Origin of the sequence: Rhodoferax sp., from assembly GCF_037143375.1 — a bacterium.
GTDB lineage: Bacteria > Pseudomonadota > Gammaproteobacteria > Burkholderiales > Burkholderiaceae_C > Rhodoferax.
Genome location: NZ_JBAWYV010000054.1, coordinates 1 through 22,127, shown reverse-complemented (window position 1 = coordinate 22,127; position 22,127 = coordinate 1). Strand labels below are relative to the sequence as shown.

The window sequence follows — 22,127 nt, the reverse complement described above, 5'->3', positions numbered from 1 at the left end:
TCATCCAATAAACTACTGCTGTGTTGCATTTGAATTTGAGACCGCCCCCCGTTCTACCTGCGTAAGAAGCTATTAAAACAATAGCTATCATAAAGGTCCGGCCAAGCGCCTAGCGCACCAGCAGCACCGGCACCTTGCAATGCGCGAGCACTTCGGTGGCAACGGAGCCCATCACCAGACTGACCAGCGTGCCGTGGCCGTGCGAGCCCATGATGATGAGATCGAATTTGTCACTTTCTGCATATTGGGCAATGGTCTCGCCTGCATGGCCGGTTTTCCAGCTGCTCTTGGCATCAATGCCGTGGCGCAGCAAAAACTTGGTCACGGGCGCTAGTACTTTTTCAGCCTCGTCCAAGTAATACTTGGCCACGATCTCCTTGCCGACCGCCGCCCGAGCCCGGGGCGGCAGCAAGGCTTGCACCGTGAACACGGCGTAGTCGTTGCCCTCTTGCGCAAACAGCTCATGCGTGGTCAGGTAAGCCAGCATTTTCTTGGTGTAAGGGCTGCCATCTACCGCGAGAAGAATCTTCATGAGAACTCCTGATGCAAATATTCAGTGTAGTCAGGACCGGGTGCACTTACTTGCCTAATGTCAAGGATTCAGGACCCTGGATGGCTGGCGCTTCTTTGCCGGCTTATAGCTCGATGCACTGCGCAGACTGAAATGCATCCTGTTCGTTCTTGCGGGCGTAGCCCAAGGGGTTGGCGATGACCCGGCAGCCCCCGCTCACATACTGGCTCGGGGCATGCAGGTGGCCGTGCAGCCAGAGCCGGGCCTGCGGCAGCAGGTGGTCCAGCGCATTGCAAAAACCGGCTGTGCCGGGCGTGAGTCCGTAGCGCGGATCGGCGCTCAAGAGGCTCGGGGCAAAGTGGGTCACCACCACGGTAATGCCCGCAAACGGCACGGCCAGGGCTTGGGTCAACCAATCCTGGCATACCAGGGCCTGTTCGCGCACGGCAGCGGCCAGCATCGGCACGCCGTGACGGGTGCTACCGGTTTTCTTCAGGTAGTAGTTGGCAGCGCGAAACGCCTTGTCGCGGGCCTTGAGCTGCTGCGTCAAAAGGCCGGTGGTGGGCGCGCCAGACGGTGTTTTAGCGGCAACGACCGGTTGGGCGTTGGTCGGGGCGAACGCATCAAAATCTGTCCACAGCGTAGTACCGATGAATCGCACGGCCGGTTTCGACGTGGCGGGCCAGGTGATGACTTCGCGCTCCAGCCACTGGATGCCCAGGCGGTCGCAGGTGTCGCGCAGTCGGGCGTGGGCCAGGTCAAAGTCCAGCATGTCGTATTCGTGGTTGCCGGGGGTGAAATAAACGGGGGTGGGCCAGCCGTTTTTTGGCGAAAACCGGCCCAGGCCAAAGTCGGTATCTGTGAGCAGGGAGCCGGGTTGGTACGAGCCAATATCACCCGCCAGCACCAACAGATCGGCGCCAGGGGCGGGTGTGGGCTCCCAAGCCGGGTGAATCTCCAGATGCAGGTCGGACAGGAGCTGTATTTTCATGGGCTGATTGTCCGTGCTGTTCGCGACGGACTTGTTGTTGGCTTCAGGAGGGGCTATCAACCTGGAACGCAGACTTGGCTACTGCCGAGATCATTTTGCGCAGCCACAGATGAGATCCGATCCGGTGCATGCGGTGGTGCCAGATGGCATCGACCTGAACCATGGGGACTGCAAACGGCAAATCTCGAAGCACCAGTTGTTCTGCGAAACCCGTCACGCTCACAAAATGGCGTGGCAGTACCGTTAACAAATTGGAGTTGGCCACCACCTTGCCTGCGGTGAAGAACTGGTTGACCGTGAGGACAATGCGCCGTTCGCGCCCGACCAGCGCCAGGGATTCGTCGACAAAGCCAAAGGGGCGGCCCGAAAAACTCACCAGCAAGTGTCGAGCCGCACAATAGTTGTCAAGGCTTAGCGGTTCCTCGGCCAAGGGGTGATCGTGTCGCATGACGCAGACATATTCACCGCTGTAGAGTCTTTGTTGTGAAAATGAAACAGTTTCTCCGGCTTGAGCCCTCGCTGTCAGGTCGGCCAACGTGGCTGGAAAGTATCCAATGGCCAGGTCTACTGACTCCAGATCGAGCAGCCGGCGGGGGTCTCGGGTGGTGAGTGGCACCACGCGAATAGAGATGCCGGGTGCATCTTGGTCCATCACTTTAATCAGTCCCGGCATCAGTTTGGCGGCCGTGGCATCTGCCATCGCTACAACAAAAGTGGTGCTTGCGTTGGCCGGCTCAAAGGTGCTGGGGCCGAGTACCTCTTGCAGTTGGCTGAGCGCTTCCCGCACTGAGGGCCACAGGGCCAAAGCCCGAGGGGTTGGCAACATGGCATGACCGTTGCGTTTTATCAAGTCATCGCCGATAAATTCCCTGAAGCGGCGCAAGGCGTTGCTCACGGCTGGCTGGGTGAGCGACAGGTTGTGGGCTGCTCGCGTCAGGTTGCGCTCTTTCATGACTTCATCAAAAACGCGAAGCAGGTTGAGGTCGAGGGTGCGAAAGTTAGTAGGGTTCATGGGGTACTTAATCACCGTAGTGAATATACGGCATTACAAATATAAATTTGATGTATATCAGCGTTTACCCTAATATTGGAATCAGCTTCGCCATTTGGGTGGGGCATTGCAGAAGGAGTTCATCATGGCCAACGTATTACAACCCAACCAAGCGTATCAACGCCCGGTCAACATTGGCCGGATAACCCCTCTTAAAGCAAAAGTTTCGATGGAGCACGCCCATCGTGGATTTAACAGCTCGACCGGTTTGAGTGCCATGCTGCTGGCGGCGATGGTATCGGCCCTGATTGTTGTGGCTGACCAATTGCTAGGAACCTGGGCCGATGGACACCTGATGGTGGCCTGGATCGCCTTGTGGGTGGTGGGCTTCATGGCCATCGCTGTTTTTGGAGGTGCTGCGCGTAAGTTGGCATTCACTGCGATTGGTGCCCTGGACGACTGGTCCGAGCGAATTGCCCAAAACCGTGCCGATGACCGTCTGTGGCTGATTGCCCAGTCCGATGCCCGTGTGATGGCTGACTTAAAAGCCGCGATGTCCCGCGGCGAGCGTTAATCCTCCCTGCCTCAGCACCACAAGCGGTTCCTGCCGCACAATGAAAAAAGCCACCTTTCGGTGGCTTTTTTGCATTCAGACTTTTAAGCAGTCAGGCGTTTTTCGATTTGCGCCTTGGTGGCTTCGAGTTCTTTGGGCAGGTGGTAGGCCAACTGCTGGAACAACTCGGTGTGCAACTTGAGCTCTTCAGTCCAGGCCGCTTTGTCAATGCTGGTCACCGTGTTGAACTGCTCAGGTGTGAAGTCCATTCCGGTCCAGGTGAGTTCGTCATACGTCGGGCTGACGCCAAACAGGTTGTCCACGCCCTTGGCTTGGCCTTCAAGACGGTCAATCATCCACTTAAGCACACGCATGTTTTCGCCGTAGCCGGGCCAGACGAACTTGCCGTCGTCACCCTTGCGGAACCAGTTCACGCAGTAGATGCTGGGCAATGTGCCGCCGGATGCTTCGAGTTTGTGCTCCATGTCGAGCCAATGCTGGAAGTAGTCGCTCATGTTGAAGCCGCAGAACGGCAGCATGGCGAACGGGTCGCGACGCACCACACCCATTTGGCCCACAGCAGCGGCCGTGGTCTCCGAGCCCATGGTGGCGGCCATGTAAACGCCTTCCATCCAGGTACGGGCTTCTGTCACCAATGGCACCGTGGTCGAACGACGGCCACCGAAGATGAAGGCATCAATCGCCACACCGGCGGGGTTGTCCCATTCGGGATCAAGCGCTGGGTTATTGCCCGCAGCCACGGTAAAGCGTGAGTTGGGGTGGGCGGCCTTGGCACCAGTTTGTTTGGCGATTTCTGGGGTCCAGTCATTGCCTTGCCAGTCGATCAGGTGCGCAGGCACGCCGCCGCCGTCTTTTTCCATGCCTTCCCACCACACGTCGCCGTCATCGGTCAGTGCCACGTTGGTGTAAATCACGTTTTTGTCCAAGCTGGCCATGCAGTTGGGGTTGGTGTGGAAGTTGGTGCCGGGGGCGACGCCAAAATAACCCGCTTCGGGGTTGATAGCGTACATTTTTCCGTCTGCATGCGGCTTGATCCAGGCGATGTCATCACCAATGGTGGTAACTTTCCAGCCGTCAAAACCAGCCGGTGGAACCAGCATGGAGAAATTAGTCTTGCCGCAAGCGCTTGGGAAAGCGGCTGCCACGTGGTATTTTTTGCCTTGGGGATTGGTCACGCCCAAGATCAGCATGTGCTCGGCCAACCAGCCTTGGTCACGACCCATATTGGAGGCGATGCGCAGCGCAAAGCACTTTTTACCCAGCAATGCATTGCCGCCGTAGCCAGAGCCATGGCTCCAGATTTCACGGGTCTCAGGGAAATGAACAATGTATTTGTTCTTGTTGCAAGGCCACTTCACATCGGCCTGACCGGCTTCCAGCGGAGCGCCTACCGTGTGCATACAAGGCACAAACTCGCCGTCGGTGCCCAGCACGTCATAAACGGCTTTGCCCATGCGGGTCATGATTTTCTGGTTGACGGCAACATAAGCGCTGTCACTCAGTTCAATGCCGATGTGCGCAATGTATGAGCCCAGCGGTCCCATCGAGAACGGCACCACATACATGGTGCGGCCCTTCATGCAGCCATCAAACAGGGCTTTGGTCTCAGGTGTGCCAGTTTGCAGCAGCGCGCGCATGTCGGCCGGTGCCATCCAGTTGTTGGTGGGGCCAGCGTTTTCCTTTTTCTCGCAGCAGATAAAAGTGCGGTCTTCCACGCGGGCCACATCGCTGGGGTCGGAGCAGGCCAGAAAGCTGTTGGGGCGTTTGGTTTCGTTGAGTTTGACAAAGGTGCCGGATGCGACCAGTTGTTGGCACAGGCGGGCATATTCTTCATCGGAGCCGTCGCACCAGTAGATGCTGGCGGGTTTGGTGAGTGCAGCCATGTCGGCGACCCAGGCGATCAGTTTGGCGTTTTTAACGTAGCTTGGGGCGTTGAGGGTCAAGCCTTGCATCACGGGTGAGTTCATAAGTTAGCTCCAGAATAAAAAATCGTCTTTTTAAAAAGAACGGACCCGCGTTTTAAGAGGCGAGTCATTCATTTTGAGAAAACGGTTTCAGGAATCAGAAATTCACAAGTCGGCCTATAACCAAGCCGGATGACAATTTTATGAAGTTGGATGGCGGTTACCAAGCAGTTACATCGAAAAGTTATGCAAAGCTTGCATAACTTTATGTGGTCGATGGAGTAAGTGGTAAGGGTGGTGACAGGTGCAGCCCGCGGCACCGGATTACATGCGTTATATCAATGCGTAACTGGGAAACGCTGTGTGATTTAAAGCGTATTTCCCAAGTGCTAAAAGGGCTAGAGCCCGATTAAGCCATTGAAACGGCAATAAATGCGAGCAAAAACATCAACACGGCACCTGCCAAGGGCAGCACCAGGGGCATGGACGAGACTACCGATTCCACAGCATCAGCTTCGTGGGTTTGCGTTTGAGGAGCTGGGCTGGACATGGTAATTCCTAGGGGGTTGAAATATCGAAAATGAAATTCTACCCATTTGCGCCATTTAGTGGATCACCTGGGCCTCAAGCCCGGCAAGCAGCAGCTGTGCCAGCACCGCCTCGATATGTTGCGGCCCGCGGGTCTGGATCACCAGTTCAATCTCCACGTTTTGTGCCGCCAGCGTGGTGAAGGCCCGCTGGTGATGTACTTCGTTGATATTGGCACCCGCTTCGGCCACGGTTGCGGTAATTTTGGCGAGCGTCCCGGGGATGTCGCGCGCGCTGACACGAATGCGCGCCAAGCGGCCAGCCCGCACCATGCCGCGCTCAATGATGGCCGCCAACAGCAAGGGGTCGATATTGCCGCCACACAAGACCAGCCCGACTTTTTTGCCTTTGAATCGTTCCGGGTACTTGAGAAGCGCGGCCAGGCCCGCTGCGCCAGCACCTTCCACCAGTGTTTTTTCAACTTCCAGTAGCATGACGATGGCCTGTTCGATGTCGCCTTCGTCCACCAGCAGCATGTCATTGACGCATTGGACAATGATGGCTTGAGGAATGACACCCGGCGTGCCAACGGCAATGCCTTCGGCGATGCTGCTCCCCCCTTGTGGGTGAGCGGTTCCTTTGAAAGCATTGAACATGGCCGGAAAACGCGTGGCTTGCACGCCAATGATCTCGATCTCCGGCTTGATCGTTTTGGCAGCAGTGGCCATGCCCGCTATCAAGCCGCCACCTCCCACGGCAACCACCAGCGTGTCGAGATCGGGTACCTCCTGCAGCATCTCCAGCCCGACCGTGCCTTGACCGGCCACGATGTCGGCGTCGTCATAGGGGTGCACAAAGATCAGTTGTTGTTGCTCAGCCAGTGTCAGGGCGTGAGCGCGCGCCTCGTCCAGCGTGTCGCCATGCAACACAATCTCGGCGCCAAAACCGCGTGTGCGTTCCACCTTGACGCCCGGCGTAAAGCGCGGCATCACGATCACGGCGCGCAGGCCCAGGCGTTGAGCGTGGTACGCCACGCCCTGGGCATGGTTGCCAGCGCTCATGGCGATCACACCGCGCTGGCGCTCGGCTGCGGTCAGCTGCGCCAGTTTGTTGCAGGCGCCGCGCTCTTTGAAGGAGGCTGTGAATTGCAGGTTTTCAAATTTGAGGAAGACCTGCGCGCCCGTGATGTCGGACAGGGTTCGGGACGCGACGCAGGGCGTGCGCAACAGGTGGCCCGTCAAACGGGCGGCGGCAGACTGGATGTCGGTGAGTTGGATCATGGCCGCATTGTCCAATGGAACGACAAGACAGTGTTCTTTAGTTTCGGCGTGTTCCTAGCAGTGCGGCGCCCACAATCAACAATGCGGCCAAAGCAATGTTCCAGGTGAAAGGCCGGCCGCTGACCATGAGAAGGAGCGCCGTTGACAGCAGCGGCGTGAGGTAGCTGAGGATGCCTATGTGACGTGCATCACCAAGCTTGAGCGCCTTATCCCAAAGAAAAAAGGCGGCGCCCATCGGTCCCAGCCCCATCACCCCAATAAGAAGCCAGTCGCGGCCCGTCAAACTGATGGATGGCTCCAGCATGAAGTGACACAGCAGCGACAGCAGGCCTGACACCAACGCAAAACCACCAATAGCCGCCGTCGGGAAATGCGTCACGCGCTGGGTCATCAGCGAATAACTGGCCCAGATAAAAGCCGAACCCAAAGCGGACACGTAACCCCAGGACCAACCCCACGCAACGCTGCCATCTTGTACCGTTTCGGCAAGCCCGGCACCCCCCAGAATCACGATCACCGCCCCGGTGAAGCCCATGAGCGCCGCCAACAGATGAACCGCACGCAGGTGCATGCCAGATAAAAATACGGGTGCCAACACCACCATCAGCAGTGGCCACAGATAGTTCACCAGGTTGGCCTGCACCGGAGGCGCGTGACGCAAGGCCAGAAACAACAAGAAATGAAAGCCAAACAAGCCATAGACCCCCAGTACCAGCGTCGACAGGGGCACTTTCCAACGCGACAGCTGAAAATTAGAGAGCGGTAATGCCACCAGACTACCCACCAGCAGGGCAAGGCCTGTCAGTAAAAATGGCGGAACATGTTGCAGAGCCACCCCCAGTGTGGCCAGGGTGCCCCACAAGACAATCGCGCCCAGTGCTAACAAATTTGGCGACATCCCTTCAGGGCCGCTGATCGGACGAAGGGCGCGCCCACAGGTTGATGCCGCCTTCGACCGCATGCTGGTCAATGGCGGCCAACTCTTCTGCCGAAAACTGCAGGTTGGACAAGGCCCCGACCAGTTCGGTGATTTGTGCCGGTCGGCTGGCACCGATCAGGGCCGATGTCACGCGTGGGTCGCGTAGCACCCAGGCGGTGGCCATTTGGGCCAGGCTTTGACCGCGAAGCAGTGCAATTTCGTTGAGACCGCGCACATGTTTGAGGTTTTGCTCGTTCAGGTGCTCGGCCTTGAGCGAGTCACCACCGGGTCGGTTGATGCGGGCATCCGCCGGAATGCCACCGAGATATTTGTTGGTCAGAAGACCTTGCGCCAAAGCGCTGAACGCGATGCAACCCATGCCGGTCTCGTCGAGCACGTCCAGCAAGTCTTCTTCAATCCAGCGGTTCATCAGACTGTAGGAGGGCTGGTGAATCAGCGGCGCAACGCCCATGGCCCGCAACATGGCAGCGGCCTCGCGGGTCTTGGCCGCCGAGTAACTGCTAATGCCCACATACAGCGCCTTACCTTGCTGCACAGCGCTGGCCAGTGCGCCACAGGTCTCTTCCAGGGGCGTGTCAGCGTCAAAGCGGTGGGAGTAAAAAATATCAACGTAATCCAGACCCATGCGCTTTAAGCTTTGGTCAAGGCTGGCCAGCACATATTTGCGCGAACCTCCACCAGAACCATAAGGGCCGGGCCACATGTCCCAACCGGCCTTGCTGGAGATGATGAGCTCGTCGCGGTAGGGCTTGAAGTCGCGTCGAAGGTGTTCGCCAAAGTTGGTCTCGGCGCTGCCATACGGCGGGCCGTAGTTGTTGGCCAGGTCGAAATGGGTGATGCCCAGATCAAAGGCGGTACGCAGCATGGCGCGTTGCGTTTCCATCGGCGTGGCGTCGCCAAAGTTGTGCCACAGCCCCAAAGACACGGCGGGTAACTTAAGCCCGCTGCGTCCGCAGGTGCGGTAAGGCATGGTGGCGTAGCGGGTGGGGTCGGCTTGGTAGTTCATGACGATCATTATCTGTCGCATGTCTGCCAGGATGCCTGCGAAGGGGCATCCCGGCCAACTCCAGCCAGTGCCTTAAATCAGGCTGCGCCCCAAGGCACGCCCTGGGCTGCAAATATTCCGGAAAGTCGGCCGTCCTTGGCCATGTCGTTGACGGTTGACTGCAGGGCACGGGCCAGATCAGTGGCATTCTTTTTGACGGCCATTCCTACCGCCCAACCATTTCGGGGCGCCCGTGGAATCGGCATAGGGATAACCCTGTACCTCTTGTTGCCCTTGAGCACGCTATGCAATTCTGAGGCATTGCCAGCTGCTACCGCTACTTCGCCTGACAACAGGAGTCGGGCCGCTGTGGCGCCGTCTTCCATGCGCGTCATGAGTTGTTCGCGGTAAGCGCCTTCGTCAGAACCAATCAACAACCAGCCTGCCAGCGTTTGCCCGGCCACAGCCACTTTGTGGTTTTTGAGGTCGGCGAGGCTTTCCAGTTGTGGAACGCGCTCGACGTCATAGGCGAGAGCTACAGTTTCTTTGTAATAGGGGGCAAAGATCAGCGCCTGTTTCTGGCTGTCCATCAGCGGCTTGTCAACCGGAACGTGGAGCAAAACATCGGCCGGTCCAAACCCGAGGTAATGGCCTTTCCAAACCATGTTGCGCAAGTCGTCTTCCATGTTCTCGCCCGCATTAAAGGGCAATAAATTAAGGGCAACGCCAAGAGACAGGGCCAGTTGCTCAGCGATTTTTACATCAATGCCCGCACCTTCTACATGAAAAGGGGGCATAGCGTTATACACCGCCACCACCAGACTGCCGCGCTTGCGAATGCGATCCAGTGCCTCGACCTCCTGGGCTTGTGCCCAGGCCGCCGTGCCCGTCAGGGTCAGCAGGGCGCCTGCCTGCATCAAGCGCCTGCGATGTACGCCGTTCAATGGCAAATCTTTCGTCATGGGAATTCCTTTGTCTCGTCAGTCGTCACCAAACGATATTGTGGTCTGGTATTACTTGGCTGCAGCCAAGGGTTTTTCCCGACGTGTTTCAAGATAGCTCTTGATGGACCAGGCGGCTTCCTGGTTCAGGATGCCTTCAAAAGGAGGCATGTAGACCGCGCCGTTACGTGATACACCCTTGCGAAATTTGCCGATAAAAAAATCATCGATTTCACGTGCGCACATCGTCTGCTTTTTAGCGTCTTTCAAAGTGGCGCATTCGTTGTCCAGTCGGCGCAGGTCAGGCGCAATACCGCCAGAGATCGCTTCCAGTCCATGGCAACGTGCGCAGTTCTGGTTGAACGCCGAGGTGCCGACCTTGATGGCGGCCTCATTGCCGGTGTAAGGATTTTGAGATTTCCAGACGGTGCCCAAGACCGGCAAGGTCGAGGTGTCGACTGATTGCGGTGTCACATTGCCATGTGCCCACACCGCACTGGAAAGCGACAGCATAAAGGTCGCAAGAATGAGGGTAGAACGCTGTTGAAAGTTGGAGCTGATTTTCATATTACCGAACCTGTTGAGTTGACACACCTAGTCCTAAAAGCAACTACTATGCCAATCCATTCCTATGTCGAAAATTCAGATGGCGCAAGGCATAAACTAGCTATACACTGCACGATTATTGATTTGCGTACTTGACGCGAGAAACTTTGTCCGGTGCAAAAAAAAGGCAAAAAATGCCTAGGTGATCCAAATCGCGACATGACGAAACAATCATGGGTCCTAAAAATACGGGAATACCCGAACAGGAGACAAGTTCATGACCGCACCGTTTATAAACGGCCCGAAAGATGGCGCTTCACAGTCCACCTCCTTCAAAGAGTACGAACTGGATGCCCGACCTGGTTCGCCCAGCCAGCTGATACTTGAGTCACACGCCCGTTGCAAGTTTCTGGGTTTGAAGTCGTTTGAGGCCTGTGATTTTTCCGCTCAAATGCTGGCCGACTTTCGCGTGACGCTGGAACGCAATGCGCGCCTGATTGCGCAAGCCACCTCGGTGGTCGAGATGCTTGGAAAATGCGTGGGAGATTTCGGCAGCATGATTGTCCTGACCGACGGCACGGGCACCATCTTGCGCACACGCTGCCAAAGCACGTTTATTGAACATGCCGAAAAAGTTGCCTTGCGTCCTGGGGTCAGCTGGGCGGAGTCGTCCAAAGGAACCAACGCCGTTGGGACAGCCCTGATTCTGGAGTCCGATATCTATGTGCATGGCAATGAACACTATATTCAGTCCAACCACAACCTCACCTGTGCGGCCTCGCCGATCCTGGATCATTCGGGCAATGTGATTGGGGTGCTGGATGTGTCAGGCGACAAGCGCTCATTTCATCCGCACACCATGGTGCTGGTCGAAATGTGTGCAAGAACCATTGAGAACCACTGGTTTCGCGACAAATTCCGTCAATCGCTGCAGCTTCACTTTCACCCGCAGGGGGAGTTGATTGGCACCGCCGAGGAAGGCATCATCGCATTTGGTGAGGATGGAAAAATACTGGGCACCAACCGGGCAGGCCTGAAAATTCTAGGCATCAACGCCTCCGCCATGCGAATCCAGGGCTTGCGTATGCTCTTTGGTCTGGGCTTTGGCGAACTCATGGACAAGTTGCGCCTGGCCTCTTTTGCCCCTATGAAAATGTACTTAGGCAACGGCAAGGAAATGTTTGTGCGTGTGAGTTGGAACGAATCCACAATGTCGGCAAACACGGTGACAATGCCTTTCAAATCACCCCCGTTGGCGTCATTTTCTTCCGCCACCGCACAGAGCCAGCCAGCGGCTCCCTCTGCTTTCAGAAAAACGACTTACCAACTTGATGAACTTGACTTGGGCGATGCGCAGGTTCGTGCTGTCACACAAAAAGTCAGGCACGTCATTGACAAAGATATTTCGATTTTGATTCTGGGTGAAACCGGTACTGGCAAAGAGTTGTTGGCCAACGCCATTCATCAGTTCAGCCAACGCCGTGACCGCCCCTTTGTGGCCATTAATTGCGCCTCAATTCCAGAGCAGTTAATTGAATCGGAGTTGTTTGGCTATGAGGAAGGTGCATTTACGGGCGCCAAGCGCAAAGGCGCTGCCGGCAAGTTGCTGCAGGCCAATGGCGGCACCTTGTTCCTGGATGAAATTGGCGACATGCCCTTGTCGCTGCAGGCCCGACTGCTGAGGGTGTTGCAAGAGCGCAAGGTGGTGCCTTTGGGCGGGCATCGCCCGATGGACATCGATGTAAACCTGATTTGCGCGACGCACCGTAACCTGCGTGAATTGATAGACCAGCGCTGTTTCCGCGATGACTTGTATTACCGTATCAACGGCCTGTCGGTCAAGTTGCCACGACTGCGCGACCGCACCGATATCAGTGCACTCTGTCAAAAAATATTGCGCGAATTGTCACCGCATCGGGCGTTGACTATTCAACCGACGCTGATGCATGCTTTCTTGAAATACGCCTGGCCCGGCAATCTGCGCCAGTTGAACAATGTTCTTAAGACCGCTGCCATCATGGCCAGCGATACCCACGAAATCACCCGCGACCACCTGGCTGATGATTTTCTGGAGGAGTTGGCTGTGTTGATTCAGGAAGTAGAAATCAAACTGGATGCCGACGAGGGCGTCAGGACTTCCTATCCTGAGCTTTCTGGACGCCCCGCCGCTGCCGAGACCAGTCAATGGGGCATATTGAAGACGCCGGCTTCGGCAGACCTGGGTGCCGATAACCTGGAGCAGGTTGAAATTTCAACCATTCGACGCGTCCTGGAAGCTTGTGGTGGCAATGTCTCAACGGCCTCCAAGCAATTGAACATCAGCCGTAATACGATTTACAGAAAGCTTAAGAAGCAGGCTTGAAGCCACAGCGCGATACGCCTGGCCTCACTTTGCAGGCAGGTTTTCAAACCCGCTGTTTTCAATCTGCTGCCATGCACGTTGGGCGTTCAATCGATCCCGTAATCGGGTGCTAGGGCTGGCGCCTATCGCTGACGTTGGTAGCAAGCCGGAGGCGTTGCCAGGTTGACTCTCGCCCCGTTGCCAGCGCGAATTAAGTTCTGCCAGCAAGCGTTGCCAATAACTGAGGTTGTGAGCAATCAAAGTCTCATCGCCGACAGCGCCCTGCTCCGGCACGATGCGCGCGGGATGTATCAGCGCCAAGCGTTGAAGTACACGCAGCATATCCGTGGCCTGGGCCTCGCGCAGGTCAGGCGCGACTTCCAGCCCCCAAACCAGCCCCGGCAAGATCCATGTTTTGCTGGCGCGGTGGTAGATCAGGGTGATGGCTTGCTGAGGTTGTACCTCGTCTGACAAGACGTCAAACGGACCTAGCTGGGGGTCGGTGATCAGGTGATTGGGTAGTGACACCTTTTCAACCAGCGGGGTGGTCGAATTCACCGCAAGTTCGAGCCGCTTAAGACAGTGCTCACAGCGTTCCTTCATGGCACCCAGAACAGGCGCTAAAGCCCAGTGACGCACTTGCGGCAGTCCGGCGGCACCCAGCACACTTTCTGGGTGAGCGCGTGCACTGATGACATCGGTAACGGTCGCGCCCAACGTGCGCTGCAGACTACAGGCCAGTGCCCGCCCAGTCGCAGCATCGGGTCCACTGCCGACCAACCAACCTCGGGCACCTGTCGGCGTCGGGTCAAGCGCGAAAACTATGTTGCTGATATGTCCCTGGTTAAGAGGGTTGCTAAAGGTATCGGTGAAAGCCAAATGCAGCCAGAGGTTGGGGCCTATTGTTTGCCATTGAACGGGTGTGTGAACATCTGAAAGCGCTGGCAAGCAGGGCCGGGACTGAGCCGTCAATTGCGGATTTCCAACGGACCCGCAAGCAACGACCAGCACGGCCAGCGGCGTCATGAGGAAGCAATTCAGCAGGCGTTTGAACAGACTCATGGTGAGTTCCGGGAATGCCCTATTGTTGACAAAGAAAGCCCTGTTGATAATTGCAAAAAAAACATAATTTCAGATTGAATTGGCATGAAACGTGCGAAATAAAGCTTAACTACAGTCAATGAACCTTAGCAGAAACATGTGCTCCAAATTGCAACACCTTGAGTGCTGGTTTACCCCCGGTTAAACCATGCTATCGATCAAGCACATCAGCAAGCGCTACGGCGCTCACCTCGCGTTAAACCAGCTTTCGCTCGATCTTCAGCCGGGGCAATTTTGCGTATTGCTGGGGCCGAACGGCGCGGGTAAATCAACGCTCTTTCAGGTCCTCACTGGCTTGTTCTCGCCCGATGCTGGTGATGTTGATTTGTTTGGTGTATCTCTTCGGAAGCAACCGGCGCAAGTGCTTTCCCGCATCGGCGTCGTTTTTCAGCAGCAGGCGCTGGACCTGGACTTGACGGTCAAACGCAACCTGATGTTTCATGCCCAGTTGCATGGACTTCGCTGGCGAGATGTGCAAGCGACCGCGCAAGCACTTCTGGCGCAACTGGGATTGCCCGAAACCCTGGAGCGAACCGTGCGGGAGTTGTCGGGCGGTAATCGGCGCAAGGTCGAACTGGCACGTGCACTCTTGCACCAACCGGCCCTGATTTTGATGGATGAGCCCACCGTCGGGCTTGATCCCAAGTCGCGTCGTGACCTGCAACTCGCCGTGAAAAGTCAAGTGCAAGCGCATCAGTGCATGGTGTTGTGGGCCACGCATCTGGTGGAGGAAGCTGAGCAGGCTGACCGTGTGCTGGTACTGCACCACGGCGAACTGCTCGCCTCTGGCACGCCTACGGAAGTCCGGCAGCAGCTAGGAGGAAGCACCCTTGAGGAGGGTTTTATTCAAATGACAAGACGAACAGAAAACCAGGACAACACATGAATAAAAAAATACTTTTGGCACCAGTGCTTGCGTTGTCTATGGGTGTGCTGGGCAGTGCAACCCTTCATGCCCAGACGCAAGCTTGGGTGAGCAGCGAAAAAGACAACACCATTACCCTTGTTGATTTGGGTCAGGGCAAGGTCACGGGCACGGTGCCCACCTGCAAGCGGCCACGCCACATGCAACTTAGCCCGGACCGCAAGCAGATGTTAGTGGCGTGCAGTGACTCCAATGCGGCCGATGTGATTGATCTGGCGACGCACAAGTCCGTGCGACGTGTGCCCTTGGGCGACAGCCCCGAGATCTTTGATGTCTCTCACGATGGGAAAACGTTTTTTGCCTCCAATGAAGACGACGCCGAACTGAGCTTCATCGATGCCAGCAGTGGCAAAAAAACAGGGCAGGTCAAGGTCGGCAAGGAACCCGAAGGGGTGAAGGTCTCGCCGGATGGGCAAACCGTGTTCGTTACCTCGGAAGTGGCCAGCATGGTTCATGTGATTGATATCGCCACAAAAACCATCAAGAAAAATATTCTGGTGGGCAAGCGTCCACGGCGCTTTGCCATCACGCCCAACGGGCAGGAGTTGTGGGTCAGCAATGAACTGGGCGCCAGTGTCAGTGTCATCTCGCTCAAAGACTACAGCGTGTTGGCAACGATTGCCTTGCAACTCAAGGGTGCGCGTGAATCTGACATCACCCCGATTGGTCTGGTCATGACTCAGGATGGCAAACGCGCCTACGTGACCATGGGGCGCGCCAACCATGTGGCTTTCATTGACGTGGCGAGCCGAAAAATAACGGATCAGGTATTGGTTGGAAAACGGCCTTGGAGCGTGGCCTTGAGCGCGGATGAATCTAAGCTCTACGTCGTCAATGGCCTGTCGGATGACATGACGATTGTCGACACCGTGAAAGCCCGAGCACTTGTCAGCATTCCGGTGGGGCGTGTGCCGCACACCGTGGTCTTGACGAACTGATGCGCAGCATGAGCAAGCCGATACTTCGCGTTCTGGCCGGCAGCATCCTCTTGATGGCTTCTGCCCTGGCTCAGGCTGCCAATTGGACGGTAACCGTGTTGGAAGATATGACTTCCCCGGCACTTGAGCGACCGCAGTTGGACCGTGCCTACCTGGGCCATCCCGGCGGCCCGGCCTCTGAGGGCTGGAACCTGGCCCTGGAAGATGCCCGTTTTGAGTTGGACGCAGCGCACACCCAGATCAGTTCAAAAACCATCAGCGTCTCCAGTCTGGATGCCGCCCGTACAGCGGCACAACAAGCGGAAAAGGCGGGCCAACAGGCGCTGGTCGTGAACCTGCCCGCAAGCTGGGTCACCGCCGTGGCGATGGCTGTCAAGGTGCCAGTGATCAATGTTGGGGCCGGTGCAGACAGCTTGCGTGAAGCACAGTGCCGGCGCAATCTGCTGCACACCTTGCCCAGTGAGCGCATGCGAACTGACGCGCTGGCGCAGACCCTCGTGTCCCGGAAATGGTCGCAGGTGCTGATGCTGTCTGGCACGACCGTAGAAGATCGTGTCAGTTCCGCCGCTGCACAAGCCAGCCTGCGCCGCTATGGTCTCAAACTGGTGGCCGATAGACCCTTCAAGTTGTCGGCCGACCCGCGCGAACGCGACTTGGCCAATACCAAATTACTCACCAGCGGCGTCAACTACGACGTGATCTGGGTGGTGGATGCCGACGGCGAATTTGCCCGGACCTTGCCTTACAACACGCAGGCTGCCCGACCGGTGGTGGGCGATGCGGGCATGGTGGCTTTGGGCTGGCACGCGCAATATGAACGCTACGGTGCACCCCAGGTCTCACGCCGGTTTGCCAAAGCCTACAAGCGCGCCATGACCCAACAGGACTGGGCCAGTTGGATGGCCGGTAAAGCCCTCAGTCTGGCGGCGGGCAGTTTGACCAAAAGTGCAGCGCCAGAATTACTGGCTGCCCTGAATTCGCTCAATCTGGACGGTTCCAAAGGCGTGTCGATGCAATTCAGGCCATGGGACGGTCAGTTGCAGCAGACGCTGTTGCTCACCGACGGTCAAGGCGTGATCGGCATCGCCCCGGTCGAAGGCGTGCTGCACCCCCGAAATGTGCTTGATACGCTGGGCGCGGACAGCCCTGAAAAACGTTGCACGAATCGACCATGAACGACAAGTCTCCATCCCCTCCTGCAAAGCGAGCCGCTGCAACCGGTTGGCAGCATGCGCTGCTGGCACTGCATGCCATCGTCGGGCGCGAACTCTTCAAGTTTTCACGCCAATATGGCCGCCTGTTGTCGGCGCTGGTCAGGCCCCTGCTGTGGCTGGTGGTGTTTGCCGCTGGTTTTCGCAATGTCTTTGGGGTCTCGGTAGTCGATCCCTATGACACCTACATCACCTATGACGAGTACATCGCCCCCGGGTTGATTGGCATGGTGCTGTTGTTCAACGGCATGCAGTCCTCACTCGCCATGGTGTACGACCGCGAAATGGGTTTGATGCGCTTGCTGCTCACCGCCCCCCTGCCGCGCTGGTGGGTGCTGGCCTGCAAACTCATTGCCACAACTGTGCTCTCGTTGATTCAGGTGGTGGCATTCGTGATTGTGGCGGCCTTGCTGGGCACTCAACTGCCGCTGTTGGGGCCGCAACTGGCGCACTTTCTGCTGGCGCTGATTTGCGGCGCCTTGATGCTGGGCTCCATTGGCCTGCTGCTGAGCGTTCACATCCGTCAGTTGGAAAACTTTGCCGGCACCATGAACTTTGTAATTTTCCCCATGTACTTCATCTCCACGGCGCTCTACCCCTTGTGGAAACTGCAAGAATCCGGCGCTGAATGGGTGTACCAGTTGGCCCGCTTTAACCCCTTCAGTCTGTCCATTGAGTGGATGCGGTTTGCCCTGTATGGCAAAGACCCCGGCACCGCCCCCTGGGTCGTGCTGGGCACTTTGTTGCTGTGCTTTGCTCTCGCGTGCTGGGGTTATGACCCGCAGCGGGGCTTTGGCGCATTGACCAAACGGGGGCCGGGCGCGGGATGATGAAGTGGCTTGCCCCGCTGGCCCGCTGGACGAGTACGTCCCGCACGGCAGCGAGTCGTAAAACCGATATTGAGCCCTTGTGGTTTGAGTGGCTGGCACTGACTGGCCTGCTGGTGTTTGCCACCTGGCTGATGGGCGTGCGCGGCGTCTGGGCCTTGCTGCTGACGTCCGACCCGACCGGGTTGACCCTGGTTATCCTCGTGGTCTTTGCTGTGTCGACACTGTGGTCGGGGAGCCGCTCGCGTGAGTTGGTTCGCCAGCGGCATTGGTTGAACCTGTCGCGCCAAGGCGCCGCCTTGTCTGAAGTGCAGGGCTGGGTGGGCGAGTACCTGCACGCACTGGCCGGTGCGCCGCTGGATATTCACACGCCACTGGACTTGTTGCTGGAAAACACCCACGGCCCGCATCAGACTGCCTGGTGGGTCAATGGCATCCAGCTAAAGCTGGGGCTGCTAGGCAAGGTGATCGGATTTTCCGTGCTGGCATTGCACATCGGTCACATGGAAAACTTTGATCCGAGCCAATCACAAGACCTGCTAAAAAGCCTGACCTCCGGTTTAGGCATTGCCTTGCTCACCACGATGGTGGGCTTGGTCGGAAATATTTTGTTGGGCGTGCAACTCACCCGCCTGGACCGCTTTGCGGATGTATTTTTGGCCGACTGCCAACGCGAGGGACTGCGCCGTTTCTCGCCACAACGGTAAGCCTTTATGCCGAGTCGCCGCCACACCCGGGAGCCGGAAGTCGATCCGTTTTACGACATGTTGTTCAACATGTTGATCGCCTTTGTGTTTTGTTTCATCATTGCCTTGCTCGCCATGAACCCGAAGGCACTGAAAGCGGGTGACATTCCCTCCAAGGCCGAATTCATCATCACGGTGTCGTGGCCGGACATGAACCCTAACGACATTGATACCTGGGTCCAAGACCCGAGTGGCCGTCTGGTCTGGTTCAGAAATCGTGAAGCGGGACTCATGCATCTGGACCGCGATGACCGGGGGCTGACCAACGACACCATCATTGTGAATGGGCATGTCGTGGTCAATCCGCTCAATCAGGAAGTTGTGACCTTGCGCGGAATCGACTCCGGCGAATACACGGTGAACGTGAGCTACTACGACTCCAAAGACATGAAGCCCGTGGAGGTGAGCGTGTCGGTGATCAAGGTCAATCCGAAAGCTGAAGTGGTTTATTACGGCCAGGTCATGCTGGCCCGCAAAGGTGATGAAGCCACCGCGTGTCGCTTTACGGTGTTGCCTGATGGCAGTGTGGCCAACGTCAACACCCTCCCCAAAACTCTGGTCGAAAGGATCTGACCCATGACCCTCGCTGTAGTCCTGTCCTTCGCTGCGTTGCTCCTCCTGCTGACGCTGGCACTGCTTTGGTCAAGTTGGCCGGGATGGCTCAAAGGCACGCTGGTCGCTGGTGTGGCGATCTTCTATTTTTGGGCCAACACCGTCGTTCACGACCTGTCCGGCTGGCCCAGTGCCGACCCACTGCCTGAACGCTTTGTCTTGCTGGCCGCTGTCATCGATGAGCCTACCAAACTGCGCCAGGGTGCACTGCATGTCTGGGTCAATGCGCTGGACAACGGAAAACCCACCGACAAACCACGGGCCTACACCTTGCCGTATGCCAAGGATGTGCATGCCCTGCTGGAAGAAGCCATGAAGAAAAACCGCCAGGGGGTGAGCCAGGTGGGAACGACGGAACCCAAAAAAGGCAAGGGCGGTATTTCTTGGTTGCGCCCCGGAAGTGATGAGCAAGTCATCAAGATCCGCGATTTGCCGGCACCGCAGTTGCCTGAAAAATGAAATTCAATTCGCGCCACTTGACAAGTTTGAAGCCGATGGCGGGCGTCGGGGTGAGCAGTGCCATTCTCTTGAGCCTCTGCGCGTGTCAGCCAGTCGTCCCTTCAGCCCGGTATTTCCCGTTGGAGTCCGGCCATGCCTGGACTTACAGCGTCACCACTGAGTTTGAAAACCAAAAGACGGAGCGCGAAACGCTGGTGCTGAGAAATAGGGGGAAGGAAGACCTGGCCGATGCCGCTGCTTGGCACCGACAAAGCAGTACCGGCATGAACTACTGGCTGCGACAGGATGAAACCGGAATCTACCGGGTGGCCTCAAGGCCTGAGCTTCAAGAACAATACCAGGTGGATGCACCGCACCGATATGTCCTCAAGGAGCCCCTGATTGCAGGAACGCAATGGCAAGCCAGCACCACGGCCTATATCTTGCATCGTCCGAATGACTTTCCGCGCGAAATTCGCCATTCGCATCCCGTGATTCCTATGCTTTACACGCTGGAAGCGGTGAAGCAGTCGATTGAAACGACCGCCGGTCATTTTGATGATTGCCTGCGGGTCCGGGGCGTAGGTGCCGTCCGCTTGTTTGTGGACCCGGTCATGGGCTGGAAAGACATGCCGTTGAAAACGCGCGAGTGGTATTGCTCGGGCGTTGGCCTGGTCAAGTTGGTACGCGAGGAGCCGGCAGGTTCGTCGTTTTTGGGGGGTGGCACGATGACATTGGAATTGAAAGAGTGGAAATGAAAGAAAACTTTAATCGGCGTCAGTGCCTCACATCTATCGCGGCCCTGTTTTGCCTGTCCGGTGCCGAGTCGGCTGTCTCGAGCGCCAGCGATGATTCGCGTTTTCCTCAGCGCCCGATCACCCTTCTGGTTCCGTGGCCTGCGGGAGGGTCAACTGATTTTTCGATGCGTGTTCTGGCACTAGAGGCCGGCAAGCACCTCCGGCAAACGATGGTGATTGAAAACCGGCCAGGCGCAGGGGGCACCATGGCCATGCCCTTGCTGCAAATGGCCCGCCCTGACGGCTATACCCTGGCGCAATTACCACAGCCGGTTTTTCACATTGCCAACACGCAAAAAGTGTTGTGGGACCCCATTCGGGATACCACGCCCATCATTCAAATCTCGGGTTACACCTTTGGCATCGTGGTTCCGGCAAATAGCCCGTTTCATACCGTGGCGGACATGCTGAACTGGGCGCGCTCCCATCCGGGCGAGCTCACCGTGGGCTCCAATGGCATGGGCACAACGCCGCACACGGCGATGGAAGAACTCATGGACCGCCAAGGTCTGACCTATATTCATGTGCCGTACAAGGGCACGGCAGAGCAGATGATGGCGGTGGCTTCTTCCCAGCTGATGGTGGGCGTTAATTCCACTGGGTTCGCTCCTTTTGTCGAGTCCGGGCGGTTGCGGCTGCTGGCCACCTTTGGCGATCATCGAAGCAAGCGGTGGCCCTACGCCCCCACCATGAAGGAGTTGGGGCTCGGCATCGTTGCCATGTCACCGTACGGCATCGTGGGGCCACGCGCAATGCCAGCCCCGATTGTTCGGCTGTTGCACGATGCCTTTAAAGCTGCGATGAACGAGTCAAGCCATTTGAATGAAATCGGCAAGTACGATCAGGAACTGAACTACCTGGGTTCAGAAGACTATGGCCGCGTCATGCGTGAAACGTTTGCCGCTGAGCGCCGCCATGTCGAGCGCCTCGGACAGACGCGCCCGGGAAATTGAATTTCACAAATCGAAGAGGTTGAGTCCGATCACGAAGCCCTCGGCGCTTTGATCGGGCCCCTGGGTTCGTTGCAAGGAAAAATCGAGCGCTACTTTGTCCTTCTTGAGCCAATAGCGCACACCGCCATGCAATAAATTCTGATCACCTTGGCGTGCGATTTCCGCAAACAAGGTCGTGCCCTTGGCGACCTTACGTTCAATGGCGGCTGAAGCGGTCCATTGCAGGTTTTCATCGACGGGTTTCATGGCGCCAGCGTTCAAATGGAACAAACCATCGCCTTCCCAGAGCGACAGACTGAAAGGGACGTTCAGTGTGACGCCCCCGTGCCGCCAGACTTCATCCTGGGGTTTGGCAAAAACAAGCGAAGCCGATACGCCTAAGCCCCAGCCATCGCGTGCAATGTGATTGAACAAATGTTTGAACTCAATCTCTGCTTCCTGCCCCGCTGAATCGGCTTCAGTGTCGAGGGTGTGGGTCAGTTCAAACTGTATCGAATTAGTGGGGTTGAAGGCATATTCAACGGAGCCACTCAAAATCTTATTAATCCCAACTTGTTGGTACGCAGTTGCCACAGACCAGACGCCATCATCGTCTTCTTCAGCCACGGCGGTGCTGGTGGCAAGGTAAGGACGGTCACCGGCCCAGGCATTCAAGCTGACAGAAAGAACAGCCAGAAGCAACAACTTATTGACATGGAATTGAGTCACTTTGTACTTTCAAAGGGTTAGATATATTGAGCAAAAAAAACCGCCCGAAGGCGGTTTTTTAAATTAAGCCAGTGCTTATTTCAAGAGCTTGAAAACCCAGACCGAGCCACCTTGTTCAAGGAAGCTGACGCGTTTGGCCACTTCTCCGCCCCACAGAGGCACGGCACCACCCCAACCGGAAACCACGGCAACATACTGTTCGCCGTCCATGTCCCAGGTGATGGGAGGTGCAACCACGCCAGAGCCAGTCTGGAATTCCCAGACTACTTTGCCGGTGGTGGCATCAGCGGCTTTCAGGAAGCCTTCAGGCGTGCCCCAGAAAACCAGATTGCCAGCGGT

Annotated in this window: 23 protein-coding genes and 1 pseudogene; 11 read left to right on the top strand and 13 right to left on the bottom strand. The window is 56.9% G+C overall.

The window, feature by feature from the left end; genetic code table 11:
- Positions 1-109: 109 nt before the first annotated feature.
- The 3 genes from WCG50_RS10200 to WCG50_RS10190 form a co-directional block, all read right to left on the bottom strand.
- Positions 110-532 (bottom strand): universal stress protein, encoded by a 423-nt coding sequence (locus WCG50_RS10200; RefSeq protein WP_336899490.1) that lies wholly within the window; start codon positions 530-532, stop codon positions 110-112.
- Positions 533-635: 103 nt separating this feature from the next.
- A complete protein-coding gene (locus tag WCG50_RS10195) occupies positions 636-1,502 on the bottom strand; it encodes a metallophosphoesterase (protein ID WP_336899489.1) in 867 nt (288 codons plus the stop codon).
- 43 nt (positions 1,503-1,545) lie between these two features.
- Positions 1,546-2,514: a LysR family transcriptional regulator gene (locus WCG50_RS10190; protein WP_336899488.1), complete on the bottom strand. Its 969-nt coding sequence runs from the start codon at positions 2,512-2,514 to the stop codon at positions 1,546-1,548.
- Positions 2,515-2,638: 124 nt separating this feature from the next.
- Between WCG50_RS10190 and WCG50_RS10185 the strand changes: the two genes are divergently transcribed.
- Complete coding sequence (locus WCG50_RS10185) at positions 2,639-3,067, top strand: hypothetical protein (protein WP_336899487.1); 429 nt, start codon at positions 2,639-2,641, stop codon at positions 3,065-3,067.
- Positions 3,068-3,150: 83 nt separating this feature from the next.
- On the opposite strand, the gene WCG50_RS10180 is transcribed toward WCG50_RS10185, so the two are convergent.
- From WCG50_RS10180 to pedF, 7 genes are all read right to left on the bottom strand, one after another.
- Positions 3,151-5,034, bottom strand: coding sequence for a phosphoenolpyruvate carboxykinase (GTP) (locus tag WCG50_RS10180; protein ID WP_336899486.1), 1,884 nt, complete (start codon positions 5,032-5,034; stop codon positions 3,151-3,153).
- 346 nt (positions 5,035-5,380) lie between these two features.
- Positions 5,381-5,521 (bottom strand): hypothetical protein, encoded by a 141-nt coding sequence (locus tag WCG50_RS10175; protein WP_336899485.1) that lies wholly within the window; start codon positions 5,519-5,521, stop codon positions 5,381-5,383.
- 55 nt (positions 5,522-5,576) lie between these two features.
- Positions 5,577-6,779: a threonine ammonia-lyase gene (locus WCG50_RS10170; protein WP_336899484.1), complete on the bottom strand. Its 1,203-nt coding sequence runs from the start codon at positions 6,777-6,779 to the stop codon at positions 5,577-5,579.
- Between the two features lie 37 nt (positions 6,780-6,816).
- On the bottom strand, positions 6,817-7,677 hold the full coding sequence (locus tag WCG50_RS10165) for an EamA family transporter (protein WP_336899483.1): 861 nt from the start codon (positions 7,675-7,677) through the stop codon (positions 6,817-6,819).
- 4 nt (positions 7,678-7,681) lie between these two features.
- Positions 7,682-8,725, bottom strand: coding sequence for an L-glyceraldehyde 3-phosphate reductase (mgrA, locus tag WCG50_RS10160; RefSeq protein WP_336899482.1), 1,044 nt, complete (start codon positions 8,723-8,725; stop codon positions 7,682-7,684).
- 77 nt (positions 8,726-8,802) lie between these two features.
- Positions 8,803-9,666 (bottom strand): transporter substrate-binding domain-containing protein, encoded by an 864-nt coding sequence (locus tag WCG50_RS10155; RefSeq protein ID WP_336899481.1) that lies wholly within the window; start codon positions 9,664-9,666, stop codon positions 8,803-8,805.
- Between the two features lie 51 nt (positions 9,667-9,717).
- A complete protein-coding gene (gene pedF, locus WCG50_RS10150) occupies positions 9,718-10,212 on the bottom strand; it encodes a cytochrome c-550 PedF (RefSeq protein WP_336899480.1) in 495 nt (164 codons plus the stop codon).
- A 256-nt stretch (positions 10,213-10,468) separates the two neighbouring features.
- Here pedF and WCG50_RS10145 point away from each other — a divergent pair, with 256 nt between their 5' ends.
- Positions 10,469-12,553 (top strand): sigma-54-dependent Fis family transcriptional regulator, encoded by a 2,085-nt coding sequence (locus WCG50_RS10145; RefSeq protein WP_336899479.1) that lies wholly within the window; start codon positions 10,469-10,471, stop codon positions 12,551-12,553.
- 24 nt (positions 12,554-12,577) lie between these two features.
- On the opposite strand, the gene WCG50_RS10140 is transcribed toward WCG50_RS10145, so the two are convergent.
- Positions 12,578-13,594 carry a hypothetical protein gene (locus tag WCG50_RS10140; protein ID WP_336899478.1) on the bottom strand — a complete coding sequence of 339 codons (1,017 nt, stop codon included), beginning with the start codon at positions 13,592-13,594 and terminating at the stop codon, positions 12,578-12,580.
- A gap of 187 nt (positions 13,595-13,781) precedes the next feature.
- Here WCG50_RS10140 and WCG50_RS10135 point away from each other — a divergent pair, with 187 nt between their 5' ends.
- The 9 genes from WCG50_RS10135 to WCG50_RS10095 are packed head-to-tail and all read left to right on the top strand — an operon-like array spanning position 13,782 to position 21,080.
- On the top strand, positions 13,782-14,519 hold the full coding sequence (locus WCG50_RS10135; protein ID WP_336899477.1) for an ABC transporter ATP-binding protein: 738 nt from the start codon (positions 13,782-13,784) through the stop codon (positions 14,517-14,519).
- The gene (locus tag WCG50_RS10130) at positions 14,516-15,496 is read left to right on the top strand and encodes a PQQ-dependent catabolism-associated beta-propeller protein (RefSeq protein WP_336899476.1); all 981 of its coding nucleotides are present in this window, start codon (positions 14,516-14,518) and stop codon (positions 15,494-15,496) included. Before WCG50_RS10135 ends, WCG50_RS10130 begins: the two co-directional genes overlap by 4 nt.
- 8 nt (positions 15,497-15,504) lie before the next feature.
- Positions 15,505-16,671 (top strand): branched-chain amino acid ABC transporter substrate-binding protein, encoded by a 1,167-nt coding sequence (locus tag WCG50_RS10125; RefSeq protein ID WP_336899475.1) that lies wholly within the window; start codon positions 15,505-15,507, stop codon positions 16,669-16,671.
- A complete protein-coding gene (locus WCG50_RS10120) occupies positions 16,668-17,537 on the top strand; it encodes an ABC transporter permease (RefSeq protein WP_336899474.1) in 870 nt (289 codons plus the stop codon). Before WCG50_RS10125 ends, WCG50_RS10120 begins: the two co-directional genes overlap by 4 nt.
- Positions 17,537-18,241 carry a hypothetical protein gene (locus WCG50_RS10115; protein WP_336899473.1) on the top strand — a complete coding sequence of 235 codons (705 nt, stop codon included), beginning with the start codon at positions 17,537-17,539 and terminating at the stop codon, positions 18,239-18,241. Before WCG50_RS10120 ends, WCG50_RS10115 begins: the two co-directional genes overlap by 1 nt.
- Before the next feature lie 6 nt (positions 18,242-18,247).
- Complete coding sequence (locus tag WCG50_RS10110) at positions 18,248-18,853, top strand: hypothetical protein (RefSeq protein WP_336899472.1); 606 nt, start codon at positions 18,248-18,250, stop codon at positions 18,851-18,853.
- Positions 18,854-18,856: 3 nt separating this feature from the next.
- Positions 18,857-19,351: a hypothetical protein gene (locus WCG50_RS10105; protein ID WP_336899471.1), complete on the top strand. Its 495-nt coding sequence runs from the start codon at positions 18,857-18,859 to the stop codon at positions 19,349-19,351.
- On the top strand, positions 19,348-20,088 hold the full coding sequence (locus WCG50_RS10100) for a hypothetical protein (protein ID WP_336899470.1): 741 nt from the start codon (positions 19,348-19,350) through the stop codon (positions 20,086-20,088). Before WCG50_RS10105 ends, WCG50_RS10100 begins: the two co-directional genes overlap by 4 nt.
- Complete coding sequence (locus tag WCG50_RS10095; protein ID WP_336899469.1) at positions 20,085-21,080, top strand: tripartite tricarboxylate transporter substrate binding protein; 996 nt, start codon at positions 20,085-20,087, stop codon at positions 21,078-21,080. The genes WCG50_RS10100 and WCG50_RS10095 overlap by 4 nt, the downstream gene beginning before the upstream one ends.
- A 3-nt stretch (positions 21,081-21,083) precedes the next feature.
- Here WCG50_RS10095 and WCG50_RS10090 read toward each other — a convergent pair whose 3' ends face one another.
- Positions 21,084-21,788, bottom strand: a complete 705-nt coding sequence (locus WCG50_RS10090) for a hypothetical protein (protein WP_336899468.1) — start codon at positions 21,786-21,788, stop codon at positions 21,084-21,086.
- 75 nt (positions 21,789-21,863) lie between these two features.
- Positions 21,864-22,127: pseudogene (locus WCG50_RS10085) on the bottom strand (PQQ-dependent dehydrogenase, methanol/ethanol family); the annotation flags it as partial.

Excerpts from the sequence above, each read along its gene's own strand:
- WCG50_RS10200 (WP_336899490.1), bottom strand. The coding sequence starts at position 532 with ATGAAGATTCTTCTCGCGGTAGATGGCAGCCCTTACACCAAGAAAATG.
- WCG50_RS10195 (WP_336899489.1), bottom strand. The coding sequence starts at position 1,502 with ATGAAAATACAGCTCCTGTCCGACCTGCATCTGGAGATTCACCCGGCT.
- WCG50_RS10190 (WP_336899488.1), bottom strand. The coding sequence starts at position 2,514 with ATGAACCCTACTAACTTTCGCACCCTCGACCTCAACCTGCTTCGCGTT.
- WCG50_RS10185 (WP_336899487.1), top strand. The coding sequence starts at position 2,639 with ATGGCCAACGTATTACAACCCAACCAAGCGTATCAACGCCCGGTCAAC.
- WCG50_RS10180 (WP_336899486.1), bottom strand. The coding sequence starts at position 5,034 with ATGAACTCACCCGTGATGCAAGGCTTGACCCTCAACGCCCCAAGCTAC.
- WCG50_RS10175 (WP_336899485.1), bottom strand. The coding sequence starts at position 5,521 with ATGTCCAGCCCAGCTCCTCAAACGCAAACCCACGAAGCTGATGCTGTG.
- WCG50_RS10170 (WP_336899484.1), bottom strand. The coding sequence starts at position 6,779 with ATGATCCAACTCACCGACATCCAGTCTGCCGCCGCCCGTTTGACGGGC.
- WCG50_RS10165 (WP_336899483.1), bottom strand. The coding sequence starts at position 7,677 with ATGTCGCCAAATTTGTTAGCACTGGGCGCGATTGTCTTGTGGGGCACC.
- mgrA (WP_336899482.1), bottom strand. The coding sequence starts at position 8,725 with ATGAACTACCAAGCCGACCCCACCCGCTACGCCACCATGCCTTACCGC.
- WCG50_RS10155 (WP_336899481.1), bottom strand. The coding sequence starts at position 9,666 with ATGACGAAAGATTTGCCATTGAACGGCGTACATCGCAGGCGCTTGATG.
- pedF (WP_336899480.1), bottom strand. The coding sequence starts at position 10,212 with ATGAAAATCAGCTCCAACTTTCAACAGCGTTCTACCCTCATTCTTGCG.
- WCG50_RS10145 (WP_336899479.1), top strand. The coding sequence starts at position 10,469 with ATGACCGCACCGTTTATAAACGGCCCGAAAGATGGCGCTTCACAGTCC.
- WCG50_RS10140 (WP_336899478.1), bottom strand. The coding sequence starts at position 13,594 with ATGAGTCTGTTCAAACGCCTGCTGAATTGCTTCCTCATGACGCCGCTG.
- WCG50_RS10135 (WP_336899477.1), top strand. The coding sequence starts at position 13,782 with ATGCTATCGATCAAGCACATCAGCAAGCGCTACGGCGCTCACCTCGCG.
- WCG50_RS10130 (WP_336899476.1), top strand. The coding sequence starts at position 14,516 with ATGAATAAAAAAATACTTTTGGCACCAGTGCTTGCGTTGTCTATGGGT.
- WCG50_RS10125 (WP_336899475.1), top strand. The coding sequence starts at position 15,505 with ATGAGCAAGCCGATACTTCGCGTTCTGGCCGGCAGCATCCTCTTGATG.
- WCG50_RS10120 (WP_336899474.1), top strand. The coding sequence starts at position 16,668 with ATGAACGACAAGTCTCCATCCCCTCCTGCAAAGCGAGCCGCTGCAACC.
- WCG50_RS10115 (WP_336899473.1), top strand. The coding sequence starts at position 17,537 with ATGAAGTGGCTTGCCCCGCTGGCCCGCTGGACGAGTACGTCCCGCACG.
- WCG50_RS10110 (WP_336899472.1), top strand. The coding sequence starts at position 18,248 with ATGCCGAGTCGCCGCCACACCCGGGAGCCGGAAGTCGATCCGTTTTAC.
- WCG50_RS10105 (WP_336899471.1), top strand. The coding sequence starts at position 18,857 with ATGACCCTCGCTGTAGTCCTGTCCTTCGCTGCGTTGCTCCTCCTGCTG.
- WCG50_RS10100 (WP_336899470.1), top strand. The coding sequence starts at position 19,348 with ATGAAATTCAATTCGCGCCACTTGACAAGTTTGAAGCCGATGGCGGGC.
- WCG50_RS10095 (WP_336899469.1), top strand. The coding sequence starts at position 20,085 with ATGAAAGAAAACTTTAATCGGCGTCAGTGCCTCACATCTATCGCGGCC.